Origin of the sequence: Methanobrevibacter sp. (assembly GCF_015062985.1) — an archaeon.
Classification (GTDB): domain Archaea; phylum Methanobacteriota; class Methanobacteria; order Methanobacteriales; family Methanobacteriaceae; genus Methanocatella.
The window spans coordinates 27,953-50,679 of record NZ_SUTI01000001.1 but is presented as its reverse complement, the minus strand read 5'-3'; the positions used below and the strand labels follow the sequence as shown (position 1 = coordinate 50,679).

Sequence of the window (22,727 nt, the reverse complement as noted above, 5' to 3'; positions counted from 1 at the left end):
AACCTCTCAAATACCCTAGTTGAGGATACAAAGTATATTATAATTTTATAATTTAAAGCTATTAAAAGTTACTATAAATACCCAATTTTTAATTATATTATAAATTTATGTACTAAAATAATATTCAATAAGATAAGAATATTAATCCATGAATTCTGAAATATTTTCGAAACATATGTTCATATGATGAAAGAATAGGGACATTCTTTAGACTGAATTCAAATTGAAAATTATAATAGATACGAATGCCATAAAATTAATCATGTCAGATTTATCCGAATTAATTGAAATTACCAAAAACATTGAAAAGCAAAACACAGAAATCATTCGACTCCTCAAGAAAATAGCTGGCGAGGAAGAAAAATCAAGCAAAGAAATCCAATATAAATCAGTGATAGATTATACTCCTGATTTCGGAGATTTATTCACATCCAGTAAAAAGAGTGATGAAAAGACAGAAGAGGAACCTGAAAAGGTTGAAAATACCCTTCAAATCGGAACCCTTCTGGAAAATTCCATTGATGTCGGTGAAGTGTATTTCGTTGACGGGCAGGACATATTCAAATTATCCATTGAAAATAATGAAACCCGCATCGATAATTTAACAGGTGATGGTGAACCTGATAATTTTTCTTTACAGGAAATGGTAGCAAAACAATCCATTGAAAATAACATTGATTTGGAAGACAATTCAGTTATACTAAGTACCGAACAATCACAAAATTTGCCTGAAACTTTAAGAATCTGTGTTGAACAGGGGGCATGTAAAATATTCATGCCTCTTTTTGCATCATCACAGCTGCTGGGAGCTCCTCAGATACTTATGAACATATTGAAATTCGACTTCTACAAAAGTGAAGAGCAATTGATTGAAAAATTGTTTAAGGTATAGAAATACTATACCTAAAGCTCATAATGTATATTGTGCAGCTTATACAAACATACTGAACTGCTTGAAGGGAATGCATAAATCATGTAATCAAGCTCTTCAAGAGTTATCTTTTTATTTATAATGAATGCAAACATGTTGGCGACATTTTCAGCATCCGCAGCATATATCTCGGCGCCGACAATGTTTAAATCCCTGTCCACTACAACCTTCACCTCAGCGGTAAGGTCATTTTTAAGTTCCAAAGAATATGATCTTCCATATTTTATAGTGTGAACTTCATGGTCTTCGCTTTTTTCGCCAACATAAGCAGGCATACCGACAGTTGCAATTCTAGGTATTGTATATGCGACCGCAGGAACAACAGGATAGGTTATTTCATCTGCCTCACCCAGCAATTCCTTAGCAAGATATTTTGACTGATGGATTGCGACTGTTACAAGCTTTGGGATTCCTGTATCTGCTACATCACCTGATGCATAAATGTTTGGAACTTCAGTCTGGAGATGTCCGTTTACCTTGATTCCCTTATTTGTGTAGGTCAATCCGACGTTTTCAAGTCCTATGTCCTCCACATTGGCGACACGTCCCATTGCTGCAATTACATAATCTCCTGTCAGGCTGAGTCCGCTTTCACAATTGACGGTGAATGCATTCTCATGAGCTTCATTGTCTATTTTGGATTCCGGATCCCTTAACAGTTCATCGGAATTCATTGCACTTGAAACGTTGAGAACTTTGCTTTCGGGATTTTCAATTTCCACATCATCGCTTTTTACAATTTCCCTGACTGTCTGGTTGAAATGGAATCTGATATTCTTTTCCTTTAGGATTTCGATTACATTCTGGACATATGGCTGGTGGAAATATTTCAATGCCATGTCCCCTCTTATGATGACATCGGCTTCAAGGCCCGCTTCTGCAAGTATTGACGCGAATTCCATTCCGACAAATCCTGCACCTATGATTATGGTATGTTTTGGAAGTTCTGAAATATCTAAAAAGTCTGTACTGTCATGGAGGTATTCCTTTCCTTTAATATCCGGAATGTAAGGTTTCAAACCAGTGCATATTACTATCTTATCGGTTGTGAATTTCCTGTTTGCCACCTGAACTGTATGCTCATCCAGGATGACTCCCTTTCCATGGGCAACGTCCAGGTCATATTCATCAAATTTATTGTCCAGAAATATTGACATTCCCGCAATGCGTTTTCTCTTATATTCCATTAGATCTGACCAATTGACATCGAAATTGCCTGACTTTCCAACGCCTTCAAAGTTATCGGCCAATGCCTTGATTTCATAAGGCGCATCAAGCAGAGCCTTTGAATTGCAACCCCTATTTGCACATGCTCCACCATATAAACTTTCTTCAACAATCAATATTTTAAGGCCTGCCTTTCTTAAAAATCGGCCTCCTTGCCAGGCGGCGTTTCCGCTTCCGATATAAATAACATCATAATCCATATTTTTACCTCCAAACTTAAAATATGTATTAAAGAGTATAAATTTTTATCTAAAGAAATTGGGGGGATTGATAGTTTTTTATATTGATTATGATAAAGATTAAAGTTGAGGGGAGTTTTTATAATGTTGGATTAATACTAACCCTTTTTTTTGGTTTAATTACATCGCAAATATGAACCTGGCATACCAATCGCAGGTAAAGGAACGGATTTTAATCGCCGGGCTCTAAACTTTAAGATTGATTAAGTCAATTTAGATTTATTTAAACAAAATTAATTTATTTTATCTGATAATATGAATATAGCTATAAACATCGTCATAGGAAATATCATCTCCCTGGTTGCGGGCATTTTCATCATACTGAGCATGTGGGTCAATGATGAGAAGGAAGCCTATAAATACCAATTTCTGAATGCCTTTATCCTAATGATATCCTCCGTATTTTTCCTCTCATGGACCGGAGTGACTACCATGGCCATTGCCGCTTCAAGAAATGCGATGGTCTACTATGACAAATTGACATTTAGATGGACCATATTTTTCATAATCATTTCAGTGGTTATCGGTTGCATGGTCAATACCATGGGCATAATCGGATTTCTGCCCATAATCGCAATCATCCAAATCACACTGTCCAACTACTATCTCAAGACCATCAAAAGCATAAAAACAAGCTTTATCATAAACAGTGCGATTTATATTGTTTATTTCCTTGCGATTTATGACTTTGCATCAGCAACAATAGAAAGTGTTACCGCACTTATAGGTTTGATTTCATTGTTTGGACTGATCAAAGCAGATTTTAGAAAATTTTAAAAAAAAAGAAATGGGAAATCCAATTTAATTGAATAAATTGGACTCTTCCAAATTATCTTCGAAATATTTTGTACGCTTATCGAATCTTTGCTTAAGGATAATGGATATTAAAACCACAATTATTCCCATAAGCAGCAAGAATGTAAATGATGGCAGGTAATTTTTCCATATTAATCCAAGCTGCGCTTCACGAACGATATTGATACCATGAGTCATCGGCAAGTATGGATACAGTACTCCAAAAATCTTGTTCATAATTTGAACAGGATAAATACCTCCTGTAGCAGAAATCTGGAACACCAATAGGATAATTGCTATTCCCTTTCCGACTTGGCCCAATATTGAAATAAATGAGTATACCAATGCCATGAACATTACTGCAACAAAGTAACATGACAAAATAAACATTATAGGGTTATGGATATCAATATTAAGGAGATAACATCCAATCAATGTTATTGTTGTTTGCAAAATCGCTAAAATGTTGAAATAGATTATTTTGCCAATATATACCTCATGAGGTCTGTATTTGGTACCTATACTTGAACCTACATCAAATATTACGGATGTAATAAGGGCTCCAACCCACATTGATAAGACCAAATAGAATGGGGATACCTGTGAACCGTAATTGTTGGTTGTGAACTCTTCATGTTTATCCAATTTAACTGGAGAATAGAAATATTCGCCAACTTGAGAATCATTCAAACCGGTAACTGAATCCAAATCAGCAGCAGCGCCGGATAATGAACTGGAAGCCATGAACAATGCAGAAGCGGCAGAATTTGCAAGCAATTCTGCACCTGCAGCTAAACTTAAAGTACCTTGGGCCAACTGGTCGGCGCCAGATGATAACTGACGTGATCCGTCTGCAACTGCATGAGCTCCACTATTCAGGGTGGAGAGATTTTGAGCGGTTTGTGAAACTCTACCTTCAATCTTGTCGACTTCCTGATGAATTATCGGACTGGATGTTGAATTTTTGATTAAAGTTCCCGCTTCATTGACAGCACTTGAAACATCTTGAGCCTTATCCGAAACGATTTGAGTTCCGCCGGCCACCTGGTCTGCCCCTTCACTCAATTGATTGGCACCCGCTGAAAATTCCTGAGCACCGCTTGACACCTGACCTGCTCCGCTTGACACCTGACCTGCACCATTTGACAGCAATACCGCTCCGCTTGACATTTCAGATGCACCTGAAGCCAAACCTGACTGTAGCTCTCCAAGTTTACCATAAGCGGCCACATTAATAAAAGCAACAATTTCCGCATTTACATTATTATATATTGCTCTTGCAGCACTGTCAGCCAATTTAGCAGCAACGGGATTTGCCTTTTCATTAACATAATATTCCAATTCTGCAGAATGAGGATTATCGGAAGTAATCGATACAATCGATGCACTGAAATTAGAAGGCACAATTATGCCCGCATAATACGTTCCATCATGCACGCCTTTTTTCAGCTCATCCGAACCCACAAAAACCCAATTGAAATCCGTATTGTTGTTTAACATTGATACTAAATCATTACCCGCATTAAGCTTCGCACCCTGATATGTTGCACCTTTATCCTCATTGGCAATTGCGAACTGGACATTGCCCGTATTTTCATACGGATCCCAACATGCATATATGTTAATTAAAGCATACAATGAAGGCAATATTAAAAGTGCAACGATAAACAGTATGACTATAGGGTTTGTGAATGATGCCCTTATGTCCCTTTTAATGATTTCTGATATGTTCCTCCTACTGCTCAAACGAAATTCGTTTATTCCTTCCCGTGTAAATTTCCTGCTATCTTTCATGAATTTCACCCAATGTCATGACTAAAATTTGAAAAAATCCTTAGCCCAGCTAACATTATGTTTAACCCTTTGGATTTTCATTTCATAACTTTCATCACCAGTACCGTGTTCGTTTTCCACAATCCTATGTTTTTCTTCAAGGTCTAAATTATCATCATTTAATTTATTTAAAAGTGAAATGGATTTGTCAAGATTGGCTATCTTGTTTTCCAATTCTTCTTTTTCCTTTTGCGCATTTGAAATTCTAGCATCGAGAATTTCTTTTCTTATGGAAATTGCTTTTTCTTTTACTTCAAACAGCATATCAATAGCTTCACCAACACTGATGCCATTTGATTGTAAAATTTCAACTTTTCTAGCTTGTTCTTCCGTCAATTCAATTTCCATCTTCTGATTTGCCACAAAACCACCCCTAAAAATTATCAATCAATAATATTTTATAAATTAATTATTTAAATATTTTTCAACTAAATTGACCAATAACATTATCAAAGACTGATTAATCAGGCCTTTTTACATTAAATTCATCTTTTGACTTTATTCCTATTAATGATGCAAATATAGCCAGGATACATGCGGCAGCACAAATTGAACAGATTATTTGAGAAGCACTCACAATCATATCTGCATATTGCGGAGCCAATTCCAAATTGCCCATTACCCAAGCGAATATGAGGGTTAAAAGACCTAAACTCATAGTTTGACCTATTGTCCTCATTGTTGCCTGTGATGCTGATGCTGTAGGCGCATCTTTCGGCGGAACTGAACTCATGATTGCGTTCATGTTCGGTGAGGAGAACAATCCCATTCCAATACCCTGCAAAATCATCGCCAAAACAACTATATACACCGGAGTGTCTTTGTTTAAAAATGTCAGTATTATAAGAGCTACTGCCGCAATGGCCATTCCTGTTGCCGCCAGCTTTTGCGGATGAATTCTATCCGAAAGCTTGCCCGCATTAGGAGCCATTACCGCCATGATAATCGGAGTGATTATCAATATCAAACCGGACATCTGCGCATCCCATCCCCTTACATACTGGAAATGATAATTCAGAATTGTTGTAACTACCATTATTGCCAGATAACTGCATAATGCAGCTATATTGGATGAAGTGAACTTTTTATTTTTGAATAAATTCATATTGAATACAGGGGAGATTTGTCTCAATTCATATGCTCCGAATATAACTAGAATAACCAATCCTAAAACTGTCAATACCTTTCCCATCGGAGTAATCAGTGTGGTGAATCCGTAGATAAAGGCCAATATTCCTATTGCATACAATACAGATCCGACCTTATCGATTTTATCTTTCTCATATGTTTTCCATTCCTGAGGAATTTTGACAATCATCAGAATTATGCATAATACCAGGAAAGGTATGACAAAGTAAAACATGGACCTCCAACCAAGGTTATGCACCAAAAATCCGCAGATAACAGGTGAAAGTGATGTTGCAAGATAAACTCCAGTTACAGTGAAACCTAATGCCTTACCTCTGTTTTGTGGTTTGACAGCCTGAACCACCATTGCCATGGCGGATACGTTTAAAAATGCAACGCCTGCACCCTGAACAATCCTGAATATCAAAAAGGATTCAGTTGAAAACGCAAGACATGCACCTATTGAACCTATCAAATATACTATAATTCCTGCCAATAACGATTTCTTGACACCGAATTTCCCTGAAATCTGACCTGCCGGGACAGTAAACACCGCCACCACCAGGAAAAATATTGTGGGAACCCAGTTTTGTATGACGTTATTCATTGCAAAGTCCTGTGCAATGGCCGGAACACCAATTATTATACCATTTGACAAAAACACTGCAAAAAATGAAGTGATAAATGATACAAAAACTACATATGTTTCAAACTCTATTTTCATGATTTTTCCCTCTTTTTTATATATTAAATGAATCTTTTGAACGAATACCTGCCAAAGATGCTATAACCGCAACTATGCAGATTATAAAGCATATCAGGCAAACTAACTGTGAGCTTTGGACAATCATATCTGCATATTGTGAAGAAAGTTTTAGACTGCCCATAATCCAAGCGAATATAAGTGTCAAAAGGCCCAAACTCATAGTCTGGCCTATTGTTCTCATTGCAGATTGTGCCGCAGAGGCGTTAGGAGTTTCCTTTGGTGGAACTGAACTCATTATTGCATTCGTATTTGGACTTGTGAAAAGTCCCATTCCCATACCCTGCAAAATCATTGCAATGACTATAAGATAAATTGGAGTATCTGCATCAAGGAATACCAGGATTAAAACCGCAAATGTTGCAATGGCCATCCCAATTGCCGCCAATTTTTGAGGATGAATCCTATCAGACAGTTTTCCTGAATTAGGTGCCATCAATGCCATGATTATGGGAGTAATAATCAAAATCAATCCGGACATCTGTGCATTCCACCCCCTGACATACTGGAAATGGTAATTGAGAATTGTTGTGAGTGCAGCTATTGCGAGATAGCTGCATAAGGCCGCAATGTTGGAAGACGTGAACTTCATGTTCTTGAATAATCTCATATTGAATGCTGGACTGGACGCTTTGGTTTCATAATATCCGAATATGACAAGCAGAATGAAGCCGACCAGTACGCAAACCTGACCGATGAAATTCATAAGACTTGTGAATCCATAGATAAACAGCAATATGCCAATTCCATATATCAGATAGCCTATTGTATCAATCTTATCATTTTCATAGGTTTTCCAGTCTCCGGGAATCTTCCAAATCATGAGCGCTATGCAGACTGCAAAGAATGGAATGGTAAAGTAAAACATTGATCTCCATCCGAAGTTATAAACCAAAAATCCGCAGATTACCGGCGAGAGAGAACCTGCCAAATAGACACCCGTCACTGTCAGCCCTAAAGCCTTACCCCTATTTTGAGGATTGATGGCTTGTACAACCATTGCCATTGCAGAAACATTTGAAAATGCTCCGCCTATACCTTGAATTACTCTGAAAAATAAAAATGATTCAGTAGAAAATGATAGACATGCTCCTATAGAAGCAAACAGAAAAACAAGAACTCCCGCTATCAGTGATTTTTTAACACCGAATTTGCCGGAAAGCTGCCCTGCAGGGAGCGTGAACACAGCCACGACAAGCAGAGCAATGGTTATTATCCAATTTTGAACGATATTGTTCATTGCAAATTCACTTGCAATTGATGGCACACCTATGACTATGCCCGCAGACAGGAATACTGCAAAAAACGATGTGAGAAACGATACCATTACCACTGATGTTTCAATATCCAGTTTCATATTATCACCACGAAATTACAAATCCTCCACTAACTTCATTCCGCTGACGGCAATTTCCTTGATTCTTCTTCTAAGCTCAATATCTTCATCTGTTATTCCGACTTCCTTTTCCCAGTCCTTTGAGATTTGCCTAATTTTGGGAACCAGTTCATTTGCCTTTGAAGTTGTATTAAGCATGTATTTTCTTCTGTTATCCTGATTGATTTTCCTTTCAATATAACCCTGGTCTTCCAGTTTCTTAACGGATTTTGCTATACTTGCCTTGCTTTGGCCAAAAATAGCTACCAGATCATCCTGGGATATTCCCTGATTGTCATAAACCGCCATTATATACCTCATTTCATGGCCAAGATTCATGTCCTTAATTTTTGAATTTAGATATTTCATCTGATTTTTGGAAATGTTGTGAATCCATGCAATGAATGGCGAATTGTCAAATATCCCCTGAAAGCTTTCATCTTCCATAATCTCACCTTAATGATAGTCTGTTTCATATAAGATATAAATGTTTCTAAGTAAACAGTTAACTTTTCAACAGTGAGAAAATGATAAAAAAATTATGGAAAAGATTCACTTGATGGCTTTTCTCATAAAGAAAAACAATACTTTGGAAACTGCCTTTTTGACAACATTCAACTTTACATTTGGTGCAAAATCATGATTGACAAGACCTGTTTCAAACCAATACTTCTTATCTGCTTCAATTGGGTCTTTTGATAAAGCCATTGCCTTCCAAACATTGAAATATAAAATATCCGAAAATTTTGGACTGCTCAACTTATTGGATTCAACATCCCTTCTGAACTTTTCTGCCACAGAATCTATCTTTTTTGTCTCCAATGTGTCCTTGCCGCCACATGCAATGGATATCTTATGTACATTATTGACACCCAAATGCCTTAATGTTTCATCAATATAATTCGCCACCTTCTTTTGTCCTGCCCCGGCAGTTGTAACCGCAACCAATGCCTTCTTATCAAAAAATTCAGGCCTGTGATAGAAATATGCTGTATGGTCGAAGAAGTTTTTCAACAGTGCTGAAACATTCATTGCATAAACGGGAGAGGCAATGATGATTGCATCAGATTGCCTTATCTTTTCGATTATCGGATTGACCCTATCAAAATGGGGGCATGCATCCTCACCTTCCATAATGCATTTGAAACATCCGTTGCACATCGGAATCTTTTTCTTCAACAGATGAATCTCTTCAAATTCGCCTTCCAAATTCTTCTTGACCTGCTTTACAACCGCCCAAGTATTCTTTTTCCTTGGTGAACCGTTAATTATTACATATTTCATTTAAACACCCAATTGACCTTCCAGAATTAACTTTTCCTTATATTCGAATTTTTCATCAAACTCATCAACATCATTTTCATCAACATCAAAAACGTCGGGATTGTGAAATATCCCCTTTGCATTGCCAATACTGTCCATGTCAAATACCTTAATCATGAAAAAGGGATTCTCGTCATTGCAATCTGTCCCTTCGAGATAATAATCATATTTGGAAGCGCTTTCAAATCCAAATCTTGAGTAATATCCTTCATCACCAACTACGAAAACAAAAGGAACTTCACTTTCTTCGGCTAATTTAAGCGTATATTCTATAAGTTTGGATCCGAGTCCCTGCTTTTGGAAATCCCTGTCAATAGCTAATGGGCCGAGTATGACTGCCTCTTCACAGTCATTTTCATATATGATTCTGCCTCTTGAATAGTTGATATGGCCTATAATCATCCCATCCTTTTCAATAACATATGCCAAATCCTTAATGAAGCTGTCATCATCCCTTAAGTTATGCACAATATAGTGCTCATAAGCTCCAGGTCGATATATATTCCAAAATGAATTTCTGACCAGGTTTTCAACTTCAAAATAATCCATTTCTTTTTCAAGTCTTATATTCAATTTAATACCTTCCTTCATATTTTCACGGAGTTGAAAATTATTTTAGCATGATTTTGGGTTTTTTCAAGGAATTCCCTTAAAAAGACTTCATCATCTTCAGGATAGTTTATTATGAAATGCTCATAGAGCAAAAACATGCCGTAGTAGAAAAAGGACTCCGCAAGCTGCTTTACGTCACAATCCTTTCTGATTACATTTTTTGATTTCATCAGATTGAAAAGTTCAATCCATCCGTATACGGGAGCATCGATGATGTCCCTTTTTAAGAAGTTTTTCACCTCATCGTTGTGATAAGATTCTATGAAAAACAGTCTTGTTATCTTCATCATCTTTTTCTCTTTGAGCTTGCTGAGAAATGCATCGCAGCCCGCCTTGTAGAAATAGTCAAATCCCCTATCAAGGTTTAGGGCTGCCTGCTCCATTGGTATTTCATCGCTAGTCATCTCTTCAATATAATAATCCATAATAGCTTTCAATATTTCTTGCTTGCTTTTGAAATGATTATATATTGAGCTTTCACGAATTCCAACCTCTGAGGCAATCTGCCTTACGGATACTCCATCATAACCGAACTGTGAAAACAAATCTATTGAAACATCCATAATCTTATTTTTTGTCATTTCATCACACTAACGCTTGTTAGTTTAATGTTGCTCTTGAAGTTATATAAAACTAACGAATGTTAGTCAAATAAGTAAAAAATATAACTGATTGAAAATCAATATTCTAATTAGATAATATGGAAATCACTGCTGAAGAAATGAAAAAGAGCATTGAAAAAATTTATAAAAGGCTTGATGAGGTAACACCAGTCGATTTTGACTGCGGAAAATTATGCGGTGAAGTATGCTGCGTTTATGATGCGGAAGACTACAGAAACGAAGAATTGGCGTTGTATTTGCTTCCCGGAGAGGAACTTATGTATGAAGACAGCGATGAATTTGAGCTGTATTTCATTGATTCATCCGAAATTAAATATCCTCATTCATGGAAAGGCCAAATTTATCTGGTAAAATGCGTAAATCCTCCAAAATGCGACAGGTCAATACGCCCCATCCAATGCAGGACATTTCCTCTGATACCTCACCTGAACAAGAAAGGGGAATTTCATTTAATATTCGATGAAAGCGAATTTCCATATGAATGCCCTATTGTCCATGACCATATAAAACTGAATGAAGACTTTATAAGGGTTACCTTTGAAATATGGTCGATGCTCATAGCCAATCCTTTGGTTTATGATCTGGTCGAAATGGATTCAAGAATGAGAGATAACAGAAAAGCCAGCTATGAAATAGTAATTTAATCATCACTATAGCTTCCAGTCAATTTCACTGACACCATTATCCTTTAAAAAATCGTTAGCCATCCTGAAATGATTTGAACCGAAAAATCCTCTTCTAGCAGAAAACGGTGACGGGTGTGACGTGATCAAAACCAGATGATTCGGATTAATAATCAGTTCCTTTTTCTTTTCAGCCTGTTTTCCCCAAAGCAGGAACACAATAGGCTGATTTTGACTGTCCAATATTCTGATAACATTATCGGTAAATGTCTGCCATCCGCATTTGCTGTGGGAATTCGCATTGCCCTCTTCAACAGTCAGCACGGTATTAAGCAGAAATACGCCCTGCTTTGCCCATTTTTCCAGAGACCCTGATTCCGGAATTGGATATGAAAATTCACTGTTGATTTCCTTGAAAATGTTTTTAAGAGATCTTGGAATCGCCCTGCCCTCGGGTGTTGAAAAAGCAAGGCCATGAGCCTGACCTGCCTCATGATACGGGTCCTGACCTAAGATAACTACCTTGACATTATCTGGCGGAGTGAACTTGAATGCATTGAACATGTCCTCATAGGGAGGATATACGGTTCTGTTTTCATATTCCTCATCGATGAAATCCATCATTTCAACGAAATACTCCTTTTGAAATTCATCACTTAAAAGCAAATCCCAATCATTTCCAATCATAAAAATCACCTTATAAGGTATTCATATCCCTTAGCCTTTCCAGTGAATCCTACCTGAGGGTACTGGGTTATAACTCCCTCATCACTGACATATACTACTGCAATCCTAATCTCATCGGCTGTTTTCGGGATGTCCAAATCAAAAGAGATTATGTGCTGAAGAGTCTCAGAGAAAAATTCCACATTATCCCCTGAATGCTTCTTGGAAGGCCTTGAAACGGAAGTCATAATGTTTCCTCCACCATCATAGAAAATGGCTTTAAAAGCAATATTGTCGGGATTGAACATTGAATTGAAAGAGGCTGAAAGAGTTATCTTATCATCAACGTTTTCTGCATCTATTACCCATACCTTATGTCTGCTTAGCTTATCAAGAAGTCTTTCTTTGGTCTTCATAAAAACATCGTTGCCCTCAGTATCAACAACACGATGGAGGTCATCATTTGATTTTATGATTAAGTAGTTCCTTAAAAAATCGTTGAAAACAATATTCCTATATGACAGTGCCTCCGGGGATATGTAGCTCATAACCTTGCCGAACAAGCGCATTAACTCCTCTTTTTCCTCGTCGGTGGAGAATTCCGGTATCTGAGGAGTTACCATCCATTGAATATTATAGGCAAGTGTGCACTGAATAAACAATGGGACTTTCCCCTCCTTATCAAGGCAATAATTGATTACATCCATAAAATGATTCTTCAGCCTGTATGTGAAAAACCCTTTTTTGGCGAGAGCCGTATCTACCAGAGAGGTTTTGTCTTCCCTTTTTCTATAATAATAAGCTGGAGATTCCAATACACCGAAAGCTTTTTTGTCAAGCAGAATTTTGCATGAGACATTAGTATCTTCAGAGGTGACCAGGTCAGTTCTGAACCTTAAGTTATCAAAGGCCTCCAATTTGATGAATGAAGAGTTGACGGCAAGTTGGGGATTTGCAGGTTCATTCGTTAAATCAATGACCCTGTCCTTTTTGAACTTGAAATTAAGAGGATGGTCGCCGGTTCTTCTTCCAAACATCATGACCCTTATCGAAACTATGTCAATGATGTCATTATGTTTTTCAAAAAACTCCTTGACTTCCTTCAGAGCATTATCTGAAAAATAATCATCAGGGTCCAGAAAATTGACGTATTTTCCTTTAGCATAGTTTAAACCAGTATTGCGTGCGGCCCCCAGTCCCTGGTTTTCCTGTGAGACAACCTCAATGTTTTCAGGATATCGACTCTGATATTCAAGAGCAATATCCAATGAACTGTCTGTACTGCCGTCATTCACCAGGATCAATTGGACATGTTGCCTGAAATCCAGTGTTTGGGACAATACTGAATCAATGCTTTGCCTAATATATTCTTCACTATTGTAAATCGGCATTATAATTGAAAATACAAATTCCTTTTCCATAAAATATTTTATATAACAACTGACTTTTAAGCTTTGCCGGAAAATCTCTTTAAATCAGGAATGCTATTTAAAATAAATAACACAATTAATGAAATGGCCAATATGAGAATTACTAAGGTAGGTATCCATATCAATGGGTTTTGATAGGCATAAAATCTTACGAGATGTCTTTTTAACTCATACAAGAAAAGATAATGACAGAGATATATTCCAAAACTGTACTGGCTTATCACGGTAATAAAAGAGCCAAAATTGCCTTTTTCAATTTTTTCTCCAAATTGGATTTTAGAAAGATATTTGAAGAGCAGAAATATGCTCACTGACATCATAAGCAGCAGAAGATTGAAATAATTCATGAATACGAAGCGGTTTTCCACTATAGACATCGGAACGACAAAGCCGAATATGTAATAAAAATAGAATCCCACAGACAATACTAATGTAATAGCTACCATCTTTTTCGGACCTAATTTACTTCCCACATAATCATTGTTGGCTATGAAATAACCAATTATGATGTATGTAATAAATGATAGGAAATAGTTAATTTTAGAGCTCATGGGATTGATGAAATCAAAATCTGACAACGCTATGAAAATTACTGATAATACTGTTAAAAGGAAAATAAATTTACTGTCGAAACCTTCTACTCTCCTACATCCCATCGCAATGATTTGATTTATAATGAAAATCAGGAAATAAACAACAACAATCATCCAAATAAACCAGAATGCAACACCAATAGTGCCGGATGTTCCGAAAAAGATATCTATTGCCTTATCCAGATAAAATCCATGATATATCATCCGATCAGAATAAATGATATATAAAAAAGCCCAAAATACAAATGGGATGAATATCCTTGACAGTCTCTTTTTAAAAAAATCCTTTAGCGAATCCCTTCTATTGATTAATAGCGCACCACTTAGCATTATAAAAATAGGTATTGAAAAATCCCTGAAACAATCAAAAAATGCGGCAATATAAAAATCAGGTCTGTTTATGCCCTGTGCAACAAATAAATTGGAAACATGGCAGAATACAATTCCAATTATTGCCATTGCCCTTAGGGCATCATAGTAGAATATGCGCTTGCTTTTCATTATCGTGCCCTTTTATTTTTCCCTGACTATCTTTCCGCTCATATGCTCGATAGTGATTTCAAAAACTTCAGTCCTGTCCAGAAGCCTGTCGATTTCCTTAACAGTTTCTTCATGTGTCGGGAAGAACTTATCGCCCAAATGTGTTAATCTGTCAATTTTTTCATCATTATCATTCAATATTCTGATCTTTCCGAAAACTATGACACTTTTGAAGGTGTACCACCAGCTGTCCTTCTCCTTTACACCCTTATCCATGACGCAGTATGAAACCTTAGGACATTTTTGAACGGCATCATTCTTATGGCCTTCCTTAGCTCCGTGAAAATAGATTTTGCCGTCGACATATACATGACTCATTGGAAGTGAATAGGGATAATCGTCATCTCCCAATAACGCAAGAACTCCTCGAGGCTCCTCTTTTAATATTCTAATGCATTCCTCTTTTGAAAGTTCCTGTTTATGTCTTCTCATTTGCCTGAACATATGAATATATTAGAAGAAACTTATAAAAATATTTTAAGAGTGTTTCATAAGGGCGCGTAAACTTTTAAATATGCACCAACAAACGATACCCCATTAATTTTGGAGTTTAAAAAAAGTAGCTTATTTTATTTTTGGTTATGGTTTAAAAATAGTAAAATATGAAAATGGATTTAGTCTAAAAAAGTGACAATAATCCATATGCAAAAAATATTAAAAACACGGCTGCGCAGCATGCTATTCCACAAGGAAAATCATTATTTTGTGAAGTGATATTAGAATTATTTACAACAGTGGTTTGAACCCTGTACTTTTCTTCATTATCATATACATCACAAAGTTTTATTGCAACCCAAACTGACCTTACTATAGATACCATAATACATATGATGCAGATTATTATATAAATGCTGGATAACGGTTTGAGATAAACGAAAGCTACTCCGAAAATCCATGGAATCTCATAGATAACCCCTTCAATAATCCAATTCTTATTGTTGTTTTTAAATCCAATGTAAATGAATCCAAAACCGTTCAGGAACATGACGGCTGATAAAATAACCCACCATGACCTCAATATCTTATCTATAGCATTCATCTTTTACCTAAAAATTAAATTAGCAGGTGTAAAACCCACTATTCCAAAATATTTTCATTGTTGGTTTCAATTTTTTCAACAACTTTTTGACCTTCGTCAGCCAAATCGCTGAACATCTCAATAGTTTCCTTCATCTTAGGAAGTGCCTGTTCCTTGTATGTGCTTACATCTTCAATGGCCTGAATCGCTTCTGAAAATGATGCTTTCAATACTTCAGGGGAAATCATGGTCTCAGCACTGTGCTTTTGAATTTCGCTTCCTTGCTCCTTAAGCATGTGTGAAGTGGATTCAATGATGTTTTCAGTTGTGGAATTCAATATGTTGATCTTATCCATCACAATTTTTTGGTCATAAAGTGCACTTGCAACCATTACACCAGTTCTTAAAGCAGAAATGGTAACGTTCTGTGCCCTTTTGACACCTCTAATCAACTCTTTGTTATTTCTTCTGATTACATTGAGTGATACGATTCCTTGCTGATTAACAACAATCATCTGTTGCATGTCCATGATTCTCTGTCTGAGAGGGAACAGCACCTCTTCGCGAACAAAGGCAATCTTGTCTTCAGCCACACCTTCAATTTCAGCTGTCTGGATTTGCGCTTCAATGGACTGATCCATCTGCTTTGCAAGCTCGATGTCGGCAAGAAGCTTATTGGTTACTTCCCTTAAGTAATTTTCCTCATTCAACAGGGTTGTATTGTCATTTTGAAGGACTTTACTGCTTTTGTCAAGTGATGCGACAATGTCTGAAATTGCAACTTCAGCCTTTTCATATTTAGCAAAGTATTTTCTAACAGGATTCATCAAGTTTCCCAACATTCCCTTTTTTGCAAAGTCAACTTTGCTTGGGTCAAGGTCCTTCACCTGCCTGTTGAGCTCAATGAGATTTTCACCTATGCTGTCAGCCTCTTTTCCACCTTTTGTCAAATCAACAAATCTGGTGGCCAGCATTTCATTGTGAGAAGCGGATTTGCTCATTTCATTTAAACCAAAATTGTCCAATGGTTTCAATATTGCTTCTCTTGCTTGCGGATTATCCAAATCAGTTTCGAATATTGCAACAGCATTATCTTGAGCTTGGTTTTTAAGATTTGAGTTTTCCAATTTTTTCTCTTCTTCCTTAATTGTTGTTTCAACATCATCTTTTATTTCATCAACATTTAATGAAAATTCAGCCATGTTATCACCTTAGTTTAAAAATTTTATTTTTCCTTGATCAATTTGAGAAGTATAATTGTCGATTGTCTTTCCATCTTTAATTATTTCAACGACTACATAGTCCGGATTCGGCTTCTTATAAGTTGTATAATGTCCAAAGCTTAACGGATATTCAGAATCATAATACACGTATGACAAGTATTCTATCTCACTTCCTATCACGGTATGATTCTTGTCATAATAGGTTGTTTTGATATTGTATCCATTCATATCGGACGGTACCTTGTCGAACAATGCTTCAGTATAAAGAGTGTAGCTGGTTTTGCCAGAGATAACATCATAACCATTAACTTCCTTTATGGTTAAAATGACATGGTCTACATTATCCTCCTGAGGCTTATTGTCTCCTCCGAAACCGGATGTAAGAATGAAAATAGAACCTATAATCAAAATGGAAATAATTAAAATCACAAAAAGCATGCTAAAGTTAAACTTGCTTTCAGAATTTCCTCCCTTATTAAAGGAATCAAAATCATATCCACAGTTCGGACAGAACTTGGCGTCATCCTGTACTTCAGATCCACATTTTCGGCAATTTTTTGTCATTTTAAACACCTAATATTCTTTAACGGAATCTATTAAGTTTTCCATATCCTCCAATAAGTTTTTAACATCCTCTTCTGACTCTTCCTTGGAATTAATGTTGATTACCAATTCATTGGTCAGGTCCTCTATCTGATTAATGATGGCTTTCATATTGTCTATTTTGCTATGAAGCTCATTTTCAACTCTAGGAGTATCTTCCGCAGCCAGATGGATAATGTTCAATGCTGCATCGGACTGTGAGTAGAAGAGCTTATGTGAACTGTCAATAAGTGATATGAACTTGTCATAGGTAATCTGAGGTGGAGAAAATCTCTTTTCTATCAGACTCCTTACAACACCCTCCTTGACATCAAACAGCACCTTAAGATTATTGACTTCCTTTTCATATTTCTTAAGAGATCCGAGACTTTCAACCTCAATGTCATGTCTCTCATTAACTAGATGTTTTTGAGGGGTTTTGCTGATATCATGTTTATTTTGAACATAAGCACCTGAACTGCTTATCCTATATAGATATACCAATGGAAGGATTGCCAATATCAAAAATATAAACATTACAAATTTGTTTCCCCAATAGATGAAGGGAATAACAGTGCATACTACGATAAGATAATATAATGCTAAAAGCCAAGGAAGGGAGTCATTTATAATGAATACATCAGAAAAGCTCCCGCTACCTCTTTTAAGTCTGATTTTGGCAGCTGCCTTTGAGTCACCAGCATATTTAAGAATCTCATCATCGGTCAATATGCCCTCTTTCGGTTCAATGGGAAACCTTATCTCGGAAAGCTTTTCAACACAATCAATCACATTCCCATCAACGTCATATGCTTTTGAGTTCTTAAAGGTAAATGGTGTTGTCAATCTTCTAATCTCATGAGTTCTGGAGTTTCCATCTGACATTTCAATTCAATTCTCCAATGATTATCTACTATTAATATGTTCTTATATTTATATATATGTATTTAAATTGTTACTATTCATCAAATTCCTTTTCAAGCAGGATGGTGACGGGACCATTGTTCAGCAAACTGACTTTCATATACGCTCCGAACTCGCCAGTTTCGACAGGAACCTCCTCACTGCATTTTTCGACAAAATAATCAAACAGTTCAGTTGCCTTATCAGGAGCAAGTGCTCTGTGGAAGGATGGTCTGTTCTTCTTTGTGTGTGCATATAATGTAAATTGGGGAACCAAAAGCAACTTCCCTCCGATATCTCGGACTGACCTGTTCATCCTGCCGTTTTCATCCTGAAAAATCCTTAATTTGACCAGTTTTTTTGAAAGATAATCTGCTTCCTTTTCAGTGTCATTTTCACCGAAACCCACCAGAACCATCAGACCCTCATCAATCTGGCCGACGATTTTTTCATCTACTTCAACACTTGCGCTAGACACTCTCTGGACTACTAATTTCATTTTGCAAACTCTCCCAAGAAATTGAGGTGCTCTCCTAAATGCCAAGAAACCAATTGCAGAAATGATTCATAAAAACAACAGTGACATGAATATTTCAGCAACGGCAAAATCATTCATCCAAATTTTCAAATACCTCATCGGTAGCGATTTTAATAATTTCTGAAGCCTTTAGGAATTCTTTTTTCTCAAAATCATTCATGTGAATAGGTACAATCATTGCAATTCCGTGCTTTGAGATAACTGCCGGAACGCCTAAGGAAACATCCTTAACGTCTGCAATTTCAGCATCCATATAACAGCTTACTGTCAGAACCTTATGAGAATCCTTGATGATTGTTGAAATCAGGTTTGAAATTGCAAAAGCCGGTCCATATTCTGTTGCTCCCTTTTTTGTTATGATGGTATTTCCGGCATTTCTCAACTGATTTACAAGTCCCATCACATCAACATCAACCTGCTCAATGAAATACTTTAAGGGAATACCCCCTATTGTTGTTGAACTTAAGAGCGGAACCATATGGTCTCCATGTTCACCTACAACCCTTGTGTGAACCTCAGAACTGTTAATGTCAAGATATCTTGAGAAATAGTTTTTCAATCTTAAAGAATCCAAGTGGTTTCCAACACCGATGACCTTTTTCTTCTTTAATCCTGATGCCTTAAGAGCGACGGTTGTCATTACATCAACCGGATTGGTGGCAACCAAGATAATTGTATCTGGTGCATATTCGGCAATCTTTTTAGAATAATGAGCGACTATCTTTGCATTCGGTACGGCAAGATCCAATCTTTTCATACCCTCCTGTCTTGGAGTGCCTGCCGCAATAAGCACAATTGCAGAACCTGCAAGGTCATTGTAATCGCAGGAAGGAGTCAACCTACAGTCAATATCTTCCGCAGCCAGAGCATCATACATGTCATAAGTTTCACCCTTGGCCTTTTCAATGCTTTGAGGCCTTGAAAACATTACAATCTCATCAACTGTGACTTCACGTGCCAATGTAAATGCAACAGTCTTTCCGATAACACCAGTTGCACCTATAATACTAACTTTAACCATGAATTAATATTTGGTTTTTTATAAATAAAAATATATGTAATCTTAAATTTTTAGTGAATGAATTATAAAAAATCTTAAAATTTTCTAAATATCATTCATAAAAAATCAACTTTTCTTTTTTACGAATGGATAAAATAAGATTTACAAAAATAAATATATCTAAAAAGAATCAATAGTTAACCAAGGTTTGATACTATGGCGGATGAAGAATTGAAACTTGAAACAAAATGCTATGATGCAAATGAATACGGATACCTTTACGGTCTGAACAAAAGAATTCCCGATGATGAATTTGAAAAAGTAAAGCCATATTTCAGAAAATTCAAAAGAATGGACTTTGTAGAGGGAAATGTTCAAGTAACCGGAAGACCTGAAGGATGGAGATGCCTTGAAAAGGATGTAAGTAAAGTAGAGGAAATACTTGGAATTACAAACACACTGGAAAAAAGGCAGAACAAAGTCAAGGAAGCCTTCGAAGACCCTATCAAAAAGGCAAATCTCATTGACAAGTCCTATGAATGGCTGAAGATGCTGTTTGAAAAGGGCGGTACAAGACCAGAGCAGAACCTTAGCAGATTGGCTGTTCATTCCACCAAGATATATGACCCTCAGGACAGCTTTAAAAACGGTTTTGACAAAGGGGAAGGGGAACTGTTCATCTACACTCCTCACGGAATGTGGTACATCATCAACAACTCCGGCGAATTTTCAGACAAGTCACTGAATAATGTGCAAACACCACAGGGCGGTGCTGTAGGCTACAGATTGATGTATGACAATTTAATCGACAGATTAATCAGAATATATACAGAAGAAAACCTATATACCGGTGAAAAATTATACTGATTTCACCGTCTTTTTTTTAATTATTCAACCTTTCTATTGCCCATCCCAAAGCGGTGCCGATGAGAAATGTTGGAACTGCAAACATTAATCCGAATATTATTGCGGCAAAAACTACAATGAAAAAAGAAACACCTTCCGCCCCAACGGACATTGCAAAAATAAACATAAACACAAAAACAGCAATGCTGATGGATTTTGTTTTTGCAAATCTAAGCTGACCGGTATTTTTATCGCGCTTATAGAACAATTTGGATAAAATCGAATTCTGGTTTTCATTTACAACCACATTTATTTCATTATCCTGTTTATCTTCAGTTACAGGCATTGATTTAAACTCAAATCCGCAATTTTTACAAAATAACGCCTCATCCAGATTTTCACAACCGCATTCACTGCAAAACTTCATATTATCACATCATTAATTTTTCTAGATACAATATATATTCTGTATCTGATTAATTAAACATTTTATATTAGGACAGTTAAATATTATAAACAGTATTATAAGGTGGTTTAACTAAATGCAAAAAATTATAAATGCTCACTGTCACATTTATCCGGAAAAAATCGCAGAAAAAGCAGTACTTGGAATTAGGAATTTTTACGATTTGGACATGTCCCTAAATGGCAAATTAGATGATTTGATAAGGGATGGAAATAACGTTGGAGTGACACATTATCTTGTCCACTCAGTTGCAACAACACCAAAACAAGTGAAATCAATTAACGAATTTATTGCTGAAGCAGTAAATACACATCCAGATCTGTTCACCGGTTTTGGAACACTTCATCCGGACAGTGAAGACATTGAAGGAGACTTGAATTATCTGCTTGGTTTAGGTCTTAAAGGAGTTAAGCTACACCCTGATTTTCAGCAATTTGCAATGAATGATGAACGTGCCTTTAAAATAGGTGATGCAGTAAGGAAAGCCAATGTTCCAATGCTTGTCCATTGCGGAGATTTCAGATACAATTACTCCAATCCAGAACACATCAAGGCATTTTTGGATAAATTTCCCGACATAACATTTATCGGAGCTCATTTTGCGGGATGGAGCATGTGGGAAGAGGCAACCGAAAAACTGGCAGGAACACCAAACCTATATGTTGATTTGAGTTCAAGCTTATATGCCCTAACACCACAAACCGCATTGAATCTGATTCATGCCTACGGTGCAGACAGGGTTCTCTGGGGAACTGACTATCCCATGTGGGAATCAACCAGCGAAATGGAATACTTCAATAAAATTGATTTGACCGATGAAGAGCGTTCTCAGATTCTTTATGAAAATGCCGCTAAGATATTGGGGCTTGAATAGTCATCAATCCCTCTGAACCTCTTTTTATTACTTCAGATGCTTAAAAAAGATGCGTTATCTATCTGATAATATTTTAATTAAAAACAGTTTTTTTTGAATTATTTAAAAAAAAATAAAGAAAATAACATTAAATTATATTTTTATGGAGCAGCAAATGCCTCAGCGGCAGGCGGTGTCAGCAAATCTTTGTCTATCATTTCTTCTATTTCATCTAAACTAAACCAGCCATAATCGTCATGCTCTTCGCTGATGACAACATCATCGCTTTGACAGGTCACTTTCATGATTAACTGAATAGATTTGATATCCTCATTTGTTTTACATGCAGTATAATCTTTTCTGACAACATTATATAATGAATCCACATCAATTTCAAGGCCAGTTTCTTCAATGTATTCCCTTTTTAGAGCATCATCGAAAAATTCGCATTTCTTGACTTTACCACCGGGAATCTCCCATCTTCCAGCATCATGTGCTGAACGAGACCTAATCTTTAAAAGCAGAATTTTTCCATTGAATTCACATATTCCTCGAACTGTCAAACCCCACATTGTAGACATATAGACACCTAAAAAA

At 36.5% G+C, this 22,727-nt stretch carries 26 protein-coding genes; 5 read left to right on the top strand and 21 right to left on the bottom strand.

Going from position 1 to position 22,727, the window contains the following annotated elements; genetic code table 11:
• Nucleotides 1-262 precede the first annotated feature (262 nt).
• The gene (locus tag E7Z77_RS00295; protein WP_292748892.1) at nucleotides 263-892 is read left to right on the top strand and encodes a hypothetical protein; all 630 of its coding nucleotides are present in this window, start codon (nucleotides 263-265) and stop codon (nucleotides 890-892) included.
• A gap of 11 nt (nucleotides 893-903) precedes the next feature.
• Here the strand turns inward: E7Z77_RS00295 and E7Z77_RS00290 are convergent, their stop codons facing one another.
• Nucleotides 904-2,358: an NAD(P)/FAD-dependent oxidoreductase gene (locus E7Z77_RS00290; protein ID WP_292748890.1), complete on the bottom strand. Its 1,455-nt coding sequence runs from the start codon at nucleotides 2,356-2,358 to the stop codon at nucleotides 904-906.
• Nucleotides 2,359-2,652: 294 nt separating this feature from the next.
• On the opposite strand from E7Z77_RS00290, the gene E7Z77_RS00285 reads away from it, so the two are divergent.
• Nucleotides 2,653-3,174 carry a YgjV family protein gene (locus tag E7Z77_RS00285; RefSeq protein WP_292748888.1) on the top strand — a complete coding sequence of 174 codons (522 nt, stop codon included), beginning with the start codon at nucleotides 2,653-2,655 and terminating at the stop codon, nucleotides 3,172-3,174.
• A gap of 24 nt (nucleotides 3,175-3,198) precedes the next feature.
• On the opposite strand, the gene E7Z77_RS00280 is transcribed toward E7Z77_RS00285, so the two are convergent.
• From E7Z77_RS00280 to E7Z77_RS00245, 8 genes are all read right to left on the bottom strand, one after another.
• Nucleotides 3,199-4,986, bottom strand: coding sequence for a YhgE/Pip domain-containing protein (locus E7Z77_RS00280; protein WP_292748886.1), 1,788 nt, complete (start codon nucleotides 4,984-4,986; stop codon nucleotides 3,199-3,201).
• 21 nt (nucleotides 4,987-5,007) lie between these two features.
• Nucleotides 5,008-5,388, bottom strand: coding sequence for a hypothetical protein (locus E7Z77_RS00275; RefSeq protein WP_292748883.1), 381 nt, complete (start codon nucleotides 5,386-5,388; stop codon nucleotides 5,008-5,010).
• A gap of 97 nt (nucleotides 5,389-5,485) precedes the next feature.
• Entirely contained in the window at nucleotides 5,486-6,877 is a 1,392-nt protein-coding gene (locus tag E7Z77_RS00270) for an MFS transporter (RefSeq protein WP_292748881.1), read from the bottom strand.
• Between the two features lie 16 nt (nucleotides 6,878-6,893).
• Nucleotides 6,894-8,273 carry an MFS transporter gene (locus E7Z77_RS00265; protein ID WP_292748879.1) on the bottom strand — a complete coding sequence of 460 codons (1,380 nt, stop codon included), beginning with the start codon at nucleotides 8,271-8,273 and terminating at the stop codon, nucleotides 6,894-6,896.
• Nucleotides 8,274-8,288: 15 nt separating this feature from the next.
• The gene (locus E7Z77_RS00260; RefSeq protein ID WP_292748877.1) at nucleotides 8,289-8,738 is read right to left on the bottom strand and encodes a MarR family winged helix-turn-helix transcriptional regulator; all 450 of its coding nucleotides are present in this window, start codon (nucleotides 8,736-8,738) and stop codon (nucleotides 8,289-8,291) included.
• A gap of 105 nt (nucleotides 8,739-8,843) precedes the next feature.
• Entirely contained in the window at nucleotides 8,844-9,575 is a 732-nt protein-coding gene (locus E7Z77_RS00255) for an NAD(P)H-dependent oxidoreductase (protein WP_292748875.1), read from the bottom strand.
• Nucleotides 9,576-10,205 (bottom strand): N-acetyltransferase, encoded by a 630-nt coding sequence (locus E7Z77_RS00250; protein ID WP_292748873.1) that lies wholly within the window; start codon nucleotides 10,203-10,205, stop codon nucleotides 9,576-9,578.
• Nucleotides 10,202-10,807, bottom strand: coding sequence for a TetR/AcrR family transcriptional regulator (locus E7Z77_RS00245; RefSeq protein ID WP_292748871.1), 606 nt, complete (start codon nucleotides 10,805-10,807; stop codon nucleotides 10,202-10,204). Before E7Z77_RS00245 ends, E7Z77_RS00250 begins: the two co-directional genes overlap by 4 nt.
• 119 nt (nucleotides 10,808-10,926) lie before the next feature.
• Here E7Z77_RS00245 and E7Z77_RS00240 point away from each other — a divergent pair, with 119 nt between their 5' ends.
• The gene (locus tag E7Z77_RS00240; RefSeq protein WP_292748869.1) at nucleotides 10,927-11,493 is read left to right on the top strand and encodes a hypothetical protein; all 567 of its coding nucleotides are present in this window, start codon (nucleotides 10,927-10,929) and stop codon (nucleotides 11,491-11,493) included.
• A gap of 6 nt (nucleotides 11,494-11,499) precedes the next feature.
• Here the strand turns inward: E7Z77_RS00240 and E7Z77_RS00235 are convergent, their stop codons facing one another.
• The 10 genes from E7Z77_RS00235 to E7Z77_RS00190 form a co-directional block, all read right to left on the bottom strand.
• Complete coding sequence (locus E7Z77_RS00235) at nucleotides 11,500-12,159, bottom strand: uracil-DNA glycosylase (protein WP_292748867.1); 660 nt, start codon at nucleotides 12,157-12,159, stop codon at nucleotides 11,500-11,502.
• A 5-nt stretch (nucleotides 12,160-12,164) separates the two neighbouring features.
• Entirely contained in the window at nucleotides 12,165-13,559 is a 1,395-nt protein-coding gene (locus E7Z77_RS00230; RefSeq protein WP_292748865.1) for a glycosyltransferase family A protein, read from the bottom strand.
• A 26-nt stretch (nucleotides 13,560-13,585) separates the two neighbouring features.
• Nucleotides 13,586-14,662, bottom strand: a complete 1,077-nt coding sequence (locus tag E7Z77_RS00225) for an acyltransferase (RefSeq protein WP_292748862.1) — start codon at nucleotides 14,660-14,662, stop codon at nucleotides 13,586-13,588.
• A gap of 12 nt (nucleotides 14,663-14,674) precedes the next feature.
• Nucleotides 14,675-15,133: a pyridoxamine 5'-phosphate oxidase family protein gene (locus E7Z77_RS00220; protein ID WP_292748860.1), complete on the bottom strand. Its 459-nt coding sequence runs from the start codon at nucleotides 15,131-15,133 to the stop codon at nucleotides 14,675-14,677.
• Nucleotides 15,134-15,320: 187 nt separating this feature from the next.
• Nucleotides 15,321-15,740, bottom strand: coding sequence for a hypothetical protein (locus E7Z77_RS00215; protein WP_292748858.1), 420 nt, complete (start codon nucleotides 15,738-15,740; stop codon nucleotides 15,321-15,323).
• Between the two features lie 38 nt (nucleotides 15,741-15,778).
• Complete coding sequence (locus tag E7Z77_RS00210) at nucleotides 15,779-16,921, bottom strand: toxic anion resistance protein (protein WP_292748856.1); 1,143 nt, start codon at nucleotides 16,919-16,921, stop codon at nucleotides 15,779-15,781.
• Nucleotides 16,922-16,930: 9 nt separating this feature from the next.
• Nucleotides 16,931-17,506: a zinc ribbon domain-containing protein gene (locus E7Z77_RS00205; RefSeq protein ID WP_292748854.1), complete on the bottom strand. Its 576-nt coding sequence runs from the start codon at nucleotides 17,504-17,506 to the stop codon at nucleotides 16,931-16,933.
• Between the two features lie 9 nt (nucleotides 17,507-17,515).
• Entirely contained in the window at nucleotides 17,516-18,409 is an 894-nt protein-coding gene (locus E7Z77_RS00200) for a hypothetical protein (RefSeq protein ID WP_292748852.1), read from the bottom strand.
• 73 nt (nucleotides 18,410-18,482) lie between these two features.
• Nucleotides 18,483-18,926, bottom strand: a complete 444-nt coding sequence (gene dtd / locus E7Z77_RS00195; RefSeq protein WP_292748850.1) for a D-aminoacyl-tRNA deacylase — start codon at nucleotides 18,924-18,926, stop codon at nucleotides 18,483-18,485.
• A gap of 109 nt (nucleotides 18,927-19,035) precedes the next feature.
• Nucleotides 19,036-19,986: a malate dehydrogenase gene (locus tag E7Z77_RS00190; RefSeq protein WP_292748848.1), complete on the bottom strand. Its 951-nt coding sequence runs from the start codon at nucleotides 19,984-19,986 to the stop codon at nucleotides 19,036-19,038.
• A 195-nt stretch (nucleotides 19,987-20,181) separates the two neighbouring features.
• Here E7Z77_RS00190 and E7Z77_RS00185 point away from each other — a divergent pair, with 195 nt between their 5' ends.
• Nucleotides 20,182-20,832 carry a hypothetical protein gene (locus tag E7Z77_RS00185; RefSeq protein WP_292748846.1) on the top strand — a complete coding sequence of 217 codons (651 nt, stop codon included), beginning with the start codon at nucleotides 20,182-20,184 and terminating at the stop codon, nucleotides 20,830-20,832.
• Between the two features lie 16 nt (nucleotides 20,833-20,848).
• On the opposite strand, the gene E7Z77_RS00180 is transcribed toward E7Z77_RS00185, so the two are convergent.
• Nucleotides 20,849-21,238, bottom strand: a complete 390-nt coding sequence (locus E7Z77_RS00180; RefSeq protein ID WP_292748845.1) for a zinc-ribbon domain-containing protein — start codon at nucleotides 21,236-21,238, stop codon at nucleotides 20,849-20,851.
• Between the two features lie 115 nt (nucleotides 21,239-21,353).
• Here E7Z77_RS00180 and E7Z77_RS00175 point away from each other — a divergent pair, with 115 nt between their 5' ends.
• Entirely contained in the window at nucleotides 21,354-22,151 is a 798-nt protein-coding gene (locus E7Z77_RS00175) for an amidohydrolase family protein (protein WP_292748843.1), read from the top strand.
• 140 nt (nucleotides 22,152-22,291) lie between these two features.
• On the opposite strand, the gene E7Z77_RS00170 is transcribed toward E7Z77_RS00175, so the two are convergent.
• Nucleotides 22,292-22,711 (bottom strand): NUDIX domain-containing protein, encoded by a 420-nt coding sequence (locus tag E7Z77_RS00170; protein WP_292748842.1) that lies wholly within the window; start codon nucleotides 22,709-22,711, stop codon nucleotides 22,292-22,294.
• Between the last annotated feature and the right edge of the window lie 16 nt (nucleotides 22,712-22,727).

What these genes read in the sequence shown, in the direction of transcription:
- E7Z77_RS00295 (WP_292748892.1), top strand. Translation starts at nt 263, where the DNA reads ATGTCAGATTTATCCGAATTAATTGAAATTACCAAAAACATTGAAAAG.
- E7Z77_RS00290 (WP_292748890.1), bottom strand. Translation starts at nt 2,358, where the DNA reads ATGGATTATGATGTTATTTATATCGGAAGCGGAAACGCCGCCTGGCAA.
- E7Z77_RS00285 (WP_292748888.1), top strand. Translation starts at nt 2,653, where the DNA reads ATGAATATAGCTATAAACATCGTCATAGGAAATATCATCTCCCTGGTT.
- E7Z77_RS00280 (WP_292748886.1), bottom strand. Translation starts at nt 4,986, where the DNA reads ATGAAAGATAGCAGGAAATTTACACGGGAAGGAATAAACGAATTTCGT.
- E7Z77_RS00270 (WP_292748881.1), bottom strand. Translation starts at nt 6,877, where the DNA reads ATGAAAATAGAGTTTGAAACATATGTAGTTTTTGTATCATTTATCACT.
- E7Z77_RS00265 (WP_292748879.1), bottom strand. Translation starts at nt 8,273, where the DNA reads ATGAAACTGGATATTGAAACATCAGTGGTAATGGTATCGTTTCTCACA.
- E7Z77_RS00260 (WP_292748877.1), bottom strand. Translation starts at nt 8,738, where the DNA reads ATGGAAGATGAAAGCTTTCAGGGGATATTTGACAATTCGCCATTCATT.
- E7Z77_RS00255 (WP_292748875.1), bottom strand. Translation starts at nt 9,575, where the DNA reads ATGAAATATGTAATAATTAACGGTTCACCAAGGAAAAAGAATACTTGG.
- E7Z77_RS00250 (WP_292748873.1), bottom strand. Translation starts at nt 10,205, where the DNA reads ATGAAGGAAGGTATTAAATTGAATATAAGACTTGAAAAAGAAATGGAT.
- E7Z77_RS00245 (WP_292748871.1), bottom strand. Translation starts at nt 10,807, where the DNA reads ATGACAAAAAATAAGATTATGGATGTTTCAATAGATTTGTTTTCACAG.
- E7Z77_RS00240 (WP_292748869.1), top strand. Translation starts at nt 10,927, where the DNA reads ATGGAAATCACTGCTGAAGAAATGAAAAAGAGCATTGAAAAAATTTAT.
- E7Z77_RS00235 (WP_292748867.1), bottom strand. Translation starts at nt 12,159, where the DNA reads ATGATTGGAAATGATTGGGATTTGCTTTTAAGTGATGAATTTCAAAAG.
- E7Z77_RS00230 (WP_292748865.1), bottom strand. Translation starts at nt 13,559, where the DNA reads ATGGAAAAGGAATTTGTATTTTCAATTATAATGCCGATTTACAATAGT.
- E7Z77_RS00225 (WP_292748862.1), bottom strand. Translation starts at nt 14,662, where the DNA reads ATGAAAAGCAAGCGCATATTCTACTATGATGCCCTAAGGGCAATGGCA.
- E7Z77_RS00220 (WP_292748860.1), bottom strand. Translation starts at nt 15,133, where the DNA reads ATGAGAAGACATAAACAGGAACTTTCAAAAGAGGAATGCATTAGAATA.
- E7Z77_RS00215 (WP_292748858.1), bottom strand. Translation starts at nt 15,740, where the DNA reads ATGAATGCTATAGATAAGATATTGAGGTCATGGTGGGTTATTTTATCA.
- E7Z77_RS00210 (WP_292748856.1), bottom strand. Translation starts at nt 16,921, where the DNA reads ATGGCTGAATTTTCATTAAATGTTGATGAAATAAAAGATGATGTTGAA.
- E7Z77_RS00205 (WP_292748854.1), bottom strand. Translation starts at nt 17,506, where the DNA reads ATGACAAAAAATTGCCGAAAATGTGGATCTGAAGTACAGGATGACGCC.
- E7Z77_RS00200 (WP_292748852.1), bottom strand. Translation starts at nt 18,409, where the DNA reads ATGTCAGATGGAAACTCCAGAACTCATGAGATTAGAAGATTGACAACA.
- dtd (WP_292748850.1), bottom strand. Translation starts at nt 18,926, where the DNA reads ATGAAATTAGTAGTCCAGAGAGTGTCTAGCGCAAGTGTTGAAGTAGAT.
- E7Z77_RS00190 (WP_292748848.1), bottom strand. Translation starts at nt 19,986, where the DNA reads ATGGTTAAAGTTAGTATTATAGGTGCAACTGGTGTTATCGGAAAGACT.
- E7Z77_RS00185 (WP_292748846.1), top strand. Translation starts at nt 20,182, where the DNA reads ATGGCGGATGAAGAATTGAAACTTGAAACAAAATGCTATGATGCAAAT.
- E7Z77_RS00180 (WP_292748845.1), bottom strand. Translation starts at nt 21,238, where the DNA reads ATGAAGTTTTGCAGTGAATGCGGTTGTGAAAATCTGGATGAGGCGTTA.
- E7Z77_RS00175 (WP_292748843.1), top strand. Translation starts at nt 21,354, where the DNA reads ATGCAAAAAATTATAAATGCTCACTGTCACATTTATCCGGAAAAAATC.
- E7Z77_RS00170 (WP_292748842.1), bottom strand. Translation starts at nt 22,711, where the DNA reads ATGTCTACAATGTGGGGTTTGACAGTTCGAGGAATATGTGAATTCAAT.